The organism is Pustulibacterium marinum, assembly GCF_900116665.1.
Taxonomy (GTDB): Bacteria; Bacteroidota; Bacteroidia; order Flavobacteriales; family Flavobacteriaceae; genus Pustulibacterium; species Pustulibacterium marinum.
The window spans coordinates 212,955-226,027 of the sequence record NZ_FPBK01000001.1; the positions used below are offsets into that span (position 1 = coordinate 212,955).

General features: G+C 36.4%; 8 protein-coding genes. 1 reads left to right on the plus strand and 7 read right to left on the minus strand.

Features of this window, described 5'->3' with window-relative positions; genetic code table 11:
- Position 1: 1 nt before the first annotated feature.
- From BM383_RS01035 to BM383_RS01055, 5 genes are all read right to left on the minus strand, one after another.
- Positions 2-1,249 (minus strand): glycoside hydrolase family 88/105 protein, encoded by a 1,248-nt coding sequence (locus BM383_RS01035; RefSeq protein WP_093021749.1) that lies wholly within the window; start codon positions 1,247-1,249, stop codon positions 2-4.
- Positions 1,250-1,252: 3 nt separating this feature from the next.
- Positions 1,253-2,257, minus strand: coding sequence for a DUF4861 family protein (locus BM383_RS01040; protein WP_093023385.1), 1,005 nt, complete (start codon positions 2,255-2,257; stop codon positions 1,253-1,255).
- Between the two features lie 95 nt (positions 2,258-2,352).
- Positions 2,353-3,969, minus strand: a complete 1,617-nt coding sequence (locus BM383_RS01045) for a RagB/SusD family nutrient uptake outer membrane protein (RefSeq protein WP_093021752.1) — start codon at positions 3,967-3,969, stop codon at positions 2,353-2,355.
- 13 nt (positions 3,970-3,982) lie between these two features.
- Positions 3,983-7,084: a SusC/RagA family TonB-linked outer membrane protein gene (locus BM383_RS01050; RefSeq protein WP_093021755.1), complete on the minus strand. Its 3,102-nt coding sequence runs from the start codon at positions 7,082-7,084 to the stop codon at positions 3,983-3,985.
- A gap of 43 nt (positions 7,085-7,127) precedes the next feature.
- On the minus strand, positions 7,128-8,549 hold the full coding sequence (locus BM383_RS01055) for a glycoside hydrolase family 28 protein (protein WP_093021758.1): 1,422 nt from the start codon (positions 8,547-8,549) through the stop codon (positions 7,128-7,130).
- Between the two features lie 269 nt (positions 8,550-8,818).
- Here BM383_RS01055 and BM383_RS01060 point away from each other — a divergent pair, with 269 nt between their 5' ends.
- Complete coding sequence (locus BM383_RS01060) at positions 8,819-9,832, plus strand: LacI family DNA-binding transcriptional regulator (protein ID WP_093021761.1); 1,014 nt, start codon at positions 8,819-8,821, stop codon at positions 9,830-9,832.
- A gap of 53 nt (positions 9,833-9,885) precedes the next feature.
- Here BM383_RS01060 and BM383_RS01065 read toward each other — a convergent pair whose 3' ends face one another.
- The gene (locus BM383_RS01065) at positions 9,886-11,493 is read right to left on the minus strand and encodes a UxaA family hydrolase (RefSeq protein ID WP_093021764.1); all 1,608 of its coding nucleotides are present in this window, start codon (positions 11,491-11,493) and stop codon (positions 9,886-9,888) included.
- Between the two features lie 12 nt (positions 11,494-11,505).
- A complete protein-coding gene (locus BM383_RS01070) occupies positions 11,506-12,963 on the minus strand; it encodes a tagaturonate reductase (protein WP_093021767.1) in 1,458 nt (485 codons plus the stop codon).
- Between the last annotated feature and the right edge of the window lie 110 nt (positions 12,964-13,073).

A 13,073-nucleotide genomic window follows, 5' to 3' on the forward strand; every position in this document is an offset into this window, starting at 1 on the left:
CTTATCTATCGAGTTCTAAACTTGCCATAATGAATGGTCCGGTTCCTTTTGGGTCGTTCGAGCGAATTTTTTCATTGATATAATATTCATACGATCCATCGCGGTAGGGATTTCCGCCTAAGCCAGCTACTGCACAGCATTTGTTGAGGTTTACCACACCATTTTCTTCCACAGAAATAAAGTTGTTGATAATGCCGTCATACGCTTTCTCTGCAATGGTTTTGTAGTTAGAAGATACATAGCCTTTGTTAGCCGCTTTTGCAAATGTGTAAGCAAACATAGAACTTCCGGTAGCTTCTAAATAATTTCCTTCTTCATCGCCTTTATCCAATACTTGATACCATAAACCAGTTTTTGAGTCTTGTACACTCACAATAGCTTCTGCATATTGATTTAAATAACCAATGAGTTTTGCTCTTCCCGGATGTGTTTCCGGAAGGTAATCTAACACATCAACCATTGCCATTCCGTACCAACCCATGGCGCGTGACCAAAAGTTAGGAGAAGTTCCGGTTTCTTTATTAGCCCATTGTTGTTCTTTGCTTTCATCCCAACCGTGATATAATAAATTTGTTTCGGGATCTATGGTATGTTTCTGAATTAAATCAAACTGATGTACAATATCGTTAAAAGCTTCTTTCGCCTCTTTTCCTTCGCTAAACATTTGTGTGTAATGCGCATAAAAAGGTTCTGCCATGTACAAACCGTCTAACCACATTTGGCTGGTGTAGCGCTTTTTGTGCCAGAAACCGCCATCGGAAGTTCTTGGTTGTGTGTCTATTTGACTTCTTAAGGTTTGAAGTGCTAACAGAAAGCGTTCTTCTTTTGTTTTTGGGTACAGATATAACAATACATCGCCCGATTTGAGCATATCTAAATTCTGTTTTTCGATATCATAGGTTTTGATAACACCGTCTTCGGTAATCATGGTATCTGCGTAATTGTAGATGTAATTGTAAAAGCTTTCTTTTGGATATTTTTTGTACACGCGTTCTGCTGCGGAAAGTACCAAACCGTTGGTGTAGCTCCATCTTGGTTTGTCTACAAAATCGAGTTTAGAAGCCTCCGGAAACCGATGAATTTCTGAAAGTAGCATGCGCTCTGACCATTTTAAGTCGGTTGGAATTTCTTTCTTAGTTTCGCTAATTTCTTCTTTTTGCTCTTTCTTTTCTTTTACATTACAGCTGCTAAAACCAAGCAATAGTGAAAGGATTACTGTAGATTTAAAAATGATGTTATTTTTTTTCATGTCTTATTCGTTTAAGCTTCCCGAGGTTGCCAATTTTTTCAATTGCTCATTTAATGAAGCATAGAAAGCTTCTTCAGATGTGATTCCGTTTTTTTCTTGTTCCCAGGCAGCTGAGAAATAATAGTTGATAGGTTGTGTAGTAGGTTTAAAAATTACCAGATGATCAAAAGGACCTTCTGTTGTGTTTGCCACTTCACTTGTTTTGTAAAAAATAGCCATTCCTAATTTGTCTTCTTTGTTCACGAGAGTTTGTGTGCCGTAAGTGGCAATATATGCCCATGAGCCATTTTCGGCTGTTTTTTGTTGCAATGGAATGTCTTTGAACTTCACAATTCCGGTGCAAAGTCCTGTAATTTCTTCGGATGGTGTTAGTGTTGTTTTGGTATATCTTCCGTTAGGAAAGATGGTAAGTTTAGCATCGAGGTTTATTGTTTTTTCTGCTGTTTTCCACCCGTCATAATCAATAATCACATCCGATGAGTTTTGATGGTTTTTAACGGAGCAAACGGTTTTGTCTACGTTTTTAAAGTGAACCATGGTGTCATTAATAAATTGACCGTAGCTACCAATACCTAATGATTTTCCGGCTTTTAGAATATCTTGCCCCCACGGAGATTCGTGATGGTAACGTTCGTAATCATCTTGGCCCACATATGGTAACACAATAGAATCTACTTTTTTTCCGAAGATATCAATCGCATTTCGCCAATCGAGGTACAAACGATAACCTACGTGTGCGTTTTCCCAACCCGGACCTTCGTAACGGATGTAATAGGCGTGGTCCGAATGACCTTCCGGAAGTTGCAGCGAATCTACATTCATAAATGCACCACCGCCAAATTTTTCGGGTTTCCAATCATCGCCTTCTCTAATGGAGAGTTCGGCATAAGTTTGTTGTTTTTTAGATATTTCTTCGTGTGAACTAGTGCTAGAAGCTTCTTCTTTTTTTACTTCAGTTTTACAAGCAAAAAAGGATAAGATAACTAAGGATAGAATTGTTTTTTTCATAGCAGTTGTAGTGTTTTTTAAGAAAAAGAAGCTTGTAATTTGTAGTAAATAACAAGCTTCTTTCATGATTAATTCAATAATAAATAATATGAAAACTACTCGTAAGCGGGATTTTGTTCAAAGTCATTATTTTGATTTAAATCGAGTGCTGTTTGAGGGATAGGACGCACTATTTTTAAGTTGCCATTGAGACCGATAAAATTATTTTCATTGATGAGGTAGTGATACATGGAAGCTCTTTCTACCAAAGTACCTGTTCTTTTTAAATCGAACCAACGGTGGTATTCTCCTAGTAATTCACGTCCTCTTTCGTCTAAGATGTAATCTAAATTAAACTCGGCTAAAGTAGCATCTGCAACTCCGGCTCTTTGACGCACTTCATTTAACCTAGCTAAACCTGTAGCTTCATCCCCAGCTTGTAAATACGCTTCGGCAGCGATAAGATACGTTTCTCCCAATCTTGCTAAAATAATATCTCTTGTACTTGAGCTTGCACTAAAAGGAGCATCAGGATCATCAAACTTTTTTACAATAATGGTTTCATAATCTAAATTTGGGTTTACCGAAGCATCATAGGTTCCGTATTCATGATATTCAACATCAGGATGTGCAGCAATATAATCGGTCATGTAGGTATCGTTGTTCGCATACCATTTTGGTTCGAAATAATGTGTAACCTCTAGCGTACTGTGGTCTTCCACATCGTAATAATCAAAATATCTATCAAAGACTTCAATCATAAATGTGGCATCCCAGCGCTCGTCTCCTTGTTCAAAGAGATCAATGGCATAGGAAGTTGGGCATAGTGTGTAAGATCTGTATGGAGCGTCTCCTGCAACTTCAGACCCACCAAGATAAGAGCCAAAATAATATGCCTGTTGGTTTCCTAGATCTGTTGGATCTGCTGTTACAGAAGCATCATCATATTGTACAGAAAAGATGGTTTCACTATTCATTCCGTTATCTGGCATCCAAAGTTCTTCAAAGGGAATTGTTAAACTTTCACCTCCAATTGCGGCATCTGCATAAGTTGCTGCCGTTGAGAAATCGGTATTATTTCCAAAGGATTCATATCCTCTTGTCAAATATACTTTGGCCAGTAGATGCTGAACCGCTCTTCTGTTTACATGACCATCATAAGCGCCATCGTTCACCATGGTTAACGCTTCTTCTAGTTCTGAAATTATGAAGCTATACACTTCTTCCGCAGGCGTTCTAGAAAATTCCAAAACAGGTTCTTGAATATAATCAGTGACCAAGCTAACATCTCCATAGGTTTGTACTAATAAAAAGAAAGCATTAGCTCTTAGGTATTTTATTTGACCTAGTTGTGATTGTAATTCGCTGGTTTGTTCTGTAAGATCACTGTAATAAACAGCCATGTTTGCAATTTGAATGGCTTCATAACATTCGTCGTATAAAAGGGCAACTCCGTCTGATGAACTATTGAGTTCTGTATACTGACTTAAACCTACTGGTTCTGCATTTCTTCCTTCTGCATACATATCGGTTCCTGCGGAAAAAAGCCAAGGCTCTGAACCGTAAATATCTCTAAGTTGTGAATAATTGGCATTCAATAAACTTTCATATCCTGTTGCTGTAGTGTAGAAATCTTCGGTAGTTACATTGGATAGGTTTTCTTCTTCCAGATAGTCCTGACACGAAGTAAATGCCAGACTCATTGCTAAAAGTGAAATATATATTTTTTTCATGATTATCTTTTCTTTAGAATTTTAAACTAAGCCCTAATTGATACGTAACATAACTTGTACGACCAATACCTAGATTGGCAGTTGCCCATTCTGGGTCATAACCGTCATAATCTGTAAACACGAACGGATTTAAAACGTTTGCGTAAAAGCGTAGATATTTGATATTTCCTAGCTTTTTCAGCGCATTACTAGGTAGCGTATAACCTAGGGCAATGTTTTTAACTTTTACGAAGGATGCATCTCTGTAATAACCTACTCCATTGTTTCTCCAATAGGTTCCTTCATTTCTTGCTTGTGGATATTCGTTAGAGGCTTGCGCCGGAAGACCAGCATCATTTTCTGGTATATACCAATTAATATCTAATTTTTGTCTACCGCGATCCCTTACGTTTGTGAAGTTTTCATGAAATGGACTGTATACCAAAACTCCTTGATTTGTGATAATAGAGGTAGAAAGATCAAATTGTTTCCATTTAACTCTTGTGAAAAAACTACCAGACCAATCTGGGTTAGAATTTCCAAGTATCACTCTATCGTCTGGAGTTATTTGTCCGTCACCATTTATATCTTTTACTTTTGCCTGTCCTTCGCTTTGGTTATAGGAAGCAGCTTCTGCAGCTTCGTCTGCTTGCCAAACACCATCAAACACATAATTGTAGTAAGAGTTTAAAGATTCACCTATGAACAAATTATTTCCAACATCATCATTTTCAGTTTGCCCATAAATCTCCAATACTTCATTTGTGTTTTTTGTGAATGTTACTGTGGCATCCCAGCTAAAATCGTCAGTATTTAAAATTTGAGTACTCAAAGTAGCTTCAATACCTTTATTACTTACTTCTCCAACATTGGCGGCTACACTAGGCCAACCCGATTCACTAGGAAGATCTTGCTGAAGTAATAGATCTTTAGACTTTCTATCGTATAGTTCTATAGATCCTGATATTTTATTATTCAAGAAACCATAATCAATACCAAAGTTAAATTCTCGTGTTCTTTCCCATTGCAATGTAGAATTGGCTAGTGAACCAGGAATCCAACCATTGGCAGCTGTTCCGTTAAAATCATAATAGGTTTGTAAATCTAATATGTTGGTAGTTGAATATGGATCTATAACGTTGTTCCCTGTATAACCGTAACTAGCTCTTAATTTTAAGTTAGATATTGTTTTGTTGTCCGCAAGGAAATCTTCCTGACTAATTCTCCATCCTAGCGCGGCAGAAGGGAAACTATCCCATCTATATTCTTTAGGGAATAACGAAGAGCCATCCCATCGAGTAGACAACGTAAGTAGGTACTTATCATCAAAAGTATAATTAAGACGTAAAGCAAAAGAACTTAGTTGCTGTTTTAAATAATCGGTTCCAATAATATAGGAACTCTGTGCCCCAGAACCGGTATTATAAAAGCCAGTTTCAAATGGGAAACCATAAGCATATTGCGAGGAATATTCTGTTTTATTCATGTAAACACTCTGTAAAGCAAGAAAGTTGAAAGCGTGCTTATCATTATACACGTAATTGATATTCATTTGATTATCCCACGTGTAGTTGAAGTTTTCTGATTTGTTAACTTCTGCAGATGCTTGCCCTAGAGAGGCTCCTGTATCTGACATTAAGCCCCAGTATCTTCCTCTTCTAAGATTTCTGAACGAGGTAGAAAAGTTTGTTTTGAAAGACAACCATGGTAGTGGCGTGTACTCGAAAAACATGTTTCCTATACCTTTCCATCTTCTAGTTTCGTCTGAAGTATTATTAACCGTTAAAATAGGGTTGTAGGTACTCGTTTTGTTGATGATGAAATCACCATTGGCATCTGTTAATTTTCCGGGTCTTTCAAAAAGCTCGCCATCTAAGCCATAAGGACTCAAAAATGGATTTAATCGAAAAGCATCTCGCATGGCTACAGCACTACCATCTTGTTGCTCTGTAAGCGCAATTTTAATACTACCGCCGAGGCTAAACTTATCGTTAATTCTATGATTTACACCAACATTGAAAGTATATTTATCAAGAGATTCGTTTTCTATATTACCAGTTTCTTTTTGATATCCCATTCCTATGTTATACCCTAAACCATTATCAGATCTTCCAGCAACATTGATGAAATTGTTGCTCTGTGTACCGGTTTTCAGCATAATATCATACCAATCATAGGTTTCGTTAGCTTCAGCTCTTCTTAGTAACTCATCGTTTTGAGTACCAACTACTGCATCATATAACGTTTCTTCTGTAACTGTTCCAGTATTTGGGTCTACAGATGCAGTAGCTAAATAGGCTGATTGGTGATAACGCCACCAAGTAGAACCATTCATCATTTCCGGTAGTCTTGCTACTTCTTTCACACCAAAGTAAGAATCTACAGAAACCGTGAGTCCACCTTTTGCTTGCGAGCCATTTTTTGTAGTGATGATTACCACACCATTGGTACCACGAGAACCGTAGATTGCGGTTGAGGAAGCATCTTTTAAGATATCCATTCGCTCAATATCTTGTGGATTTAAAAAATCAATATTATCAACAGGAACGCCATCTACTACAAAGAGTGGTGAATTATTACCCGAAATGGAATTTTGACCACGAATAACAATATCAAAACCATCTCCAACGCGACCTGTGGAATTGGAAATTTGAACCCCTGGAACATTTCCTTGTAATGCTTCTAGTGGATTGGTCATTTTTCGTTCAGTTAATGCTTCGGTATCAACTGAACCAATGGCTCCTGTTAAATCTGATTTTTTCTGAGTTCCGTAACCTACAACAACTACTTCATCCAATGATTGAAAATCTGGTAGTAGGTTTACTGTTAAAGTAGAAGTTCCTTGTGTGCTTACTTCTTGAGTTTTAAAGCCAATATAGCTAATTTCTAAAATGGCACTATCACTGGAAACCGTAATTGAAAAGTTTCCGTCAAAATCTGTTGCGGTTCCATTTTTAGTTCCTTTTTCTAGCACGTTTACGCCTGGTAACGGCATATTTGTGCCTTCTTCTACAACGGTTCCGGTTATGGTTCGCTGTGTTTGTGAAAATACCTGACTTGTAGCTAATAGGCATAGGGAAAAGAGTACCCACATGCGTAGCCTTTCACGGCAAGGTATTAAAGTGTTAATTCTCATGATGTATAAAGTTTATATTTGGATTCTGATTTTAGTATGGATGTCAATTCATAATTTCTCCATTTATTTTAGTGTTGATATATTTGATTTTTTCAGCATTTTCTATAGACGTAGTCTGTTGTGCCTCGTCTATAGTTACATTTTTCAGAGTTATATTTTTTACTGGATTTTCAGCTCTTCCTTTTATGAGAATGCCATATTTGCCTCCATTTTTTACGGTAATATTTTCTAGATTTATATTTTCGATATTAGGCATATAATCACCTTCCTGATTGGCATAAATACCGTAGAATGTATTTATTCTTAGAACAGATTCTTTTACTTGACCAACTTCTATATCCTTTACATATACATTTTCTACAAATCCGCCTCTCAAAGTATTTGTTTTAATACGAATAGCTCTATCAAGATTTGGACTGTCCATAGTACAATTTCTTACGAAGACATTTCGTACTCCGGCTGATATTTCGCTTCCCATGACTACACCTCCATGACCATCTTTCATAGTGCAGTTTTGCACTACTATATTTTCACTAGGAATATTCACCGCTCTACCATCATTATTTCTCCCAGATTTGATAGCAATACAGTCATCACCTGTATTAAATATGCAATTTTTGATAACTACATTTTTGCAGTACTCCGGGTCACAACCATCGTTATTAGGACCATGGCTATTAACAGTAACTCCATCTATAGTAATATTTGATGATTTTAATGGGTGAAGTACCCAGAACGGTGCATTGGTAAAAGTTACTCCAGAAACGATAACGTTTTCGCAGTTTAAAACTTCAAAAAATAATGGACGTAATTGATGTCCCGAACCAAAAACACGCTGGTCTACTGGTGTTTGTTCTTCGTTCATTTTTCTTAAAGTGGGTAGGTTATGAGCATCTTTTTGCGCGGGCATACCTTCTTTATGTCCATAGCGCTCACTTCCACACCATGGCCACCAATTTTCTTGATTAGCTTGGCCATTAAAAATTCCTTTTCCAGTTATGGCAATATTTTTTTGATCTTTGGCATAAATAAGAGGAGAATAATTCATGAGTTCAACACCTTCATAGGAAGTATGAACCAACGGCAAATAATCATCTAGATCTTTAGAAAATAAAACTTCTACACCTTCCTCAAGATGAAGATGTACGTTACTTTTTAAATGAATAGGACCTGTAAGATAGGTTCCTTTGCTAACAATTATTTTACCTCCACCAGCATTATGACAAGCTTCAATGGCATGTTGAAATGCTTTGGTATCCTTGGTTACACCATCACCTACGGCACCAAAATCGGTAAGGTTAAAAATAGAATCTTGAAAACTTGGTACTGTTGTATTTTGAATTATGGTTTCTGCTGTTTCCCATGGATCACTATCAATTTTAGTAGCTATTTTTTGTTCACAGGAATAGTTTAATCCAAAAGCTAGGAGCGCTATGAAGAATTTTATGAGCGTCGTTTTTTTCATAAATCTTTTAGATTAGTTTGATGTTTGTAATCGATTGCACGAATCTAATAAATAAATGATAAAAAACAAATATTTAATCAAAAAAAATGCTTTGCAAGTAAAATTTCAGTGTTTATAATAGTATTTTGATAAAACGAATATATTTTTTGGAATATAAACAGTATATTACAACGTTTTAGTTTGTGAAATTAGTGTTCGCTGTTATCGATTACATTGATTTTAAACAATCTTACTTTATCCGTATATTCGCCCACTTAAAACTTCTGTAAATGAAAGAGAAAGTAACTATTTATGATATAGCCAAGGCTTTAAATGTTACTGCTGCCACAGTTTCAAGAGCATTAAACAACAATCCGAAAATTAGTGAAGCTACCAGAACGCTGGTTTTGGAAACCGCTAAGAAGATGAATTATGAGCAAAATAAATTTGCGCTGGCATTGAAAAGTGGTAAGAGTCATAATGTGGGCGTGGTGGTTCCTTTTGTAAACAGGAATTTTTTCTCGTCTATTATTCGCGGAATAGAGGAGGAGTTGTATCCAAAGGGTTACCATGTAATTATTTGTCAAACTCATGAGGATGCAAAAAAGGAAGAAGAGACCATTCAAAATCTACTAAATGCACAAGTTGATGGCATTTTAATGTCGGTTTCTAAACATACACAAAACCTGAAGCATTTTGAAAAAGTACTAAAGAAAAATACTCCGTTAGTATTTTTTGATAGAGTAAAGCCTTTAAAGGGAGTAAGCTCTGTAACCATTGATGATTTCCGCGGTGGTTATGAAGCTACAGAACATTTAATAAAATCAGGATATTCAAAAATTGCTCATGTGACTGTTGATTTATCCCTGAGTATATATGAAAGAAGGTTTGAAGGTTACAGAGAAGCTTTAAAAGATTATGATCTTCCGTATAATGAAAATTATGTAGTAAAGGCAAAAAGTGATATTGATTCTGGAGAGGAGGCTATAAAACAACTACTCAAATTGAAAGAAGCTCCAGATGCCGTTTTTTCTTCTAGTGATTTCGCGGCTTTGGGAGCTATTAGACAATTACAATCGTTGGGAATTTCTGTTCCTCAAGATTTTGGGGTGGTTGGTTTTAGTAATGAACCTTTTACTCAGTTTATGGAATTGTCTATGTCTACTGTGGATCAAGCTCCTGTAGAAATGGGTAAAATGTCGGCAAAAGTATTTCTTGAGCAGATCAAAGACGTAAAGGTAAAAGTGGAGAAAAAAGTAGAACTTTCTCCCGAATTGATCGTGAGAAAGTCCTCTCTTAAATAACAGCAAAAACAACAAACAAACCTTAAACTAACAACAATGTTAGGCTAAGTAATTTATAGTGAAACGCCTCTTTTCCAAGGAATAAAGTCGCTTTGATTTAATTTTTGAGCTTTGGTTTGAATCTCTCCACTAGCTACTTTAATAATAAAGTCAAGGAGTGTATTTCCCATTTCGTCAATGCTTTGCTCTCCTCTAATGACCGGCCCGGTATCAAAATCAATAATATCGTCCATTTTCTGAGCTAACTCAGAATTAGAAGAAACTTTGATCACTGGAGTTACAGGATTTCCTGTTGGAGTACCTAACCCCGTTGTAAATAAAATTATGTTGGCTCCAGAACCTGCCATAGCAGTAGTACTTTCTACATCGTTACCCGGCGTACACAGTAGGTTTAAGCCACTTTCGGTTACATATTCACCATAGTCTAAAATATCTTTGATACGAGAAGTACCTCCTTTTTTAGCGGCTCCGGCCGATTTCATGGCATCGGTAATTAATCCGTCTTTGATGTTTCCCGGAGATGGATTCATATCGAAACCAGAACCTGCATCTACTACAGACTTTTCAAAAGCTTTCATCAGTCCTAAAAACTTATTGGCTTTTTCTTCCGATTCACAACGGTTGACTAATTCTTGCTCTACACCGCATAATTCAGGGAATTCAGAAAGTATAGCTGTTCCACCAACGGCAGCCATTACATCAGACACATGACCCAATGTTGGATTGGCAGAAATTCCTGAAAAACCATCAGAACCTCCACATTCTAATCCAATACGCAACTTGCTGATTGGCGCTGGTTTTCGTTCTATTTCATTGGCTTTTTTAATGGCTTCGTATGAATCTTTAATCACAGCGGATAGCATATCGTCTACGGTGCCCATTTGTTGCTGTTCATACATAACAATGGGTTTCTTCAAGTCGGGATTGATGGCTTTCAGTGCATCCTCAAATATTTTAATTTGAAGGTTTTGGCAACCCAAACTCAACACCGTAGCTCCCGCTACGTTTGGATTGTTTACATAACCAGCCAGCAACCTTGCCAACGATTCTGAATCTTGACGAATTCCGCCACAACCACCTTGATGGGTAATGAATTTTACATCAATATTTTCAAAAACGCGTGTTTTTTCGTCTTCAACAATTGCTTCTTCAGAAGTATTATTTACCAACGATCGCAGTAACATTCTGTGTTTATTGGCTTCTTCAAACAAAAGTTCTTTTTCAAACACTTCTTTGAGCACTTCAATATTTCTGTTTTCACAAAAAACCAAAGGGAAGAAAAGCCAAACGTTGGCAGTACCAACTTGTCCATCTTCCCGATGGTAGCCCATGAAAGTTTTGTCTTTCCAAATGGAAATATCTGGTGGATTCCAGCCAATATCTCCGGTTTTTTTATGTACTTCTGCACTTTGGTGTTTTACATTTTCTGTGGTAAGAACCTCTCCCAAGGCAATAGTCTGGCTGGCTTTACCCACTAAAACGCCATACATTATAATTTTGTCACCTTCGTTAAAATCTACTAGCGCAATTTTGTGTTTGGCCTTAGTAGGTTTTAGTATGGTATATTCTGTACCGTTTAAAGATGCTTTTTGCCCTTGTTCTAAGTTGATAAGAGCTACAGCAACATTATCTTCGGTATGTACTTTTATCAATTTTTGCATGTGGTTTTGGTTTTAATACAACAGTTTGAAGTTGTTGTAGCCTGTTTCTATCCCATTTTTTTCAATTTCATTAAGAGCTAATGTTATTGCACCGTTTAGGCCTTTTATTTGAGTAAGATCTTGATCCCAAAAGGAAACATTGCTTAGTACTTTTTCAGAAATAGTTCCAAAATCATTTGTTGACCAAATTTCTTTGATAAGTGAAACAATGGCTTCATCATCATTTACAGGTAGTTCTTTTCCGTTCCATGTTCCTTTATAAAAACGAATAAGGCATGCAAAAGCAAATGTAAGATTGCATGGGATTTTTTTATAAGTGTCAATATATCCTAGCAAACTAGGTAAAACTCTAACTTTGAATTTCGAAATAGAATTTAAAGCGATGCTAGATAGGTTGTGTTTAATGAACGGATTTCTAAAGCGATCAAATACTTCCTCGGCAAAGGTTTCTAGTTCTTCTTTATCCATTTCCAGAGTAGGAATGATTTCTTCAAAAACTGCCTTTTGAATAAATTCACCTGTAAAATTTCCATCTACGGCATCTTTTACGGTTTCTTTTCCGTACAGTAGACCAAATGGCACCATAGTAGTGTGTGCACCATTCAAAATCCTAACTTTTCGGGTTCTGTATGGTTGCATATTTTCAACCACTTTAACGTCTAAATCAGTTTTATCAAATGGTAGTTTTTTCTTTAAAGCTTCATCGCCTTCAATCACCCAAAGGAAGAAAACTTCTGCTGTAACAATTAAATTGTCTTTATATGTAAGTTGTGCATTATAATCTTCGATGGTATCTCGTGGATATCCGGGAACTATACGGTCTACCAGCGTATTGTGAAAAGAGCAGGAATGGGTAATCCAATCTTTAAATTCGGAACCTAGATTCCAGTCGTCACAATATTTAAAAATGATTTCTTTTAAAGTATCTGCATTATAATTAATCAATTCACATGGAATTATGGTAAGTCCTTTGTCTGATGCCCCGTTGAAATGTTGGAAACGTTTGTAAAGCAAAACAGTAATTTTTCCAGGAAATGTTTTTGGAGGTTGCATGTTTGGCCTATCAGATTCAGAATAGGCAATTCCAGCTTCCGTGGTATTAGAAATGATAAATTCTAAAGAATCTTCTTTAGCCAAGGCAAGATATTTTTTGAACTCTTCATACGGATTAATGGTATCTACTATAGAAGAAATAAGTTCATGCTCTCTAATTTCCTTACCTTTTTTAATGCCCTGCATGAAAAGGGTATACAGCCCCTCTTGATCATTTATCATATTTACCATTCCTTGTGCAATCGGTTGCACAATTGAAACCCCAAAATTTGTTCCTGCTTCGGTATTCAATTTTTGAATTGCATAATCAACGAAAGCTCTTAGAAAGTTTCCTTCACCAAATTGAACAATTTTCACAGGAAGTTTTTCTTCTAATCCCGCATTTGTACGGTTCAATATATTTTTTGTATCAGTCATTTTATTAGGTATTAAGGGTTCATGTAGATTCTAGTAATATTTAAGGCTTTACTCTTATTTGGTATCTCTAATTGTTGTCAAAAATACTAGCTTAATTGGCTTATTTCAAT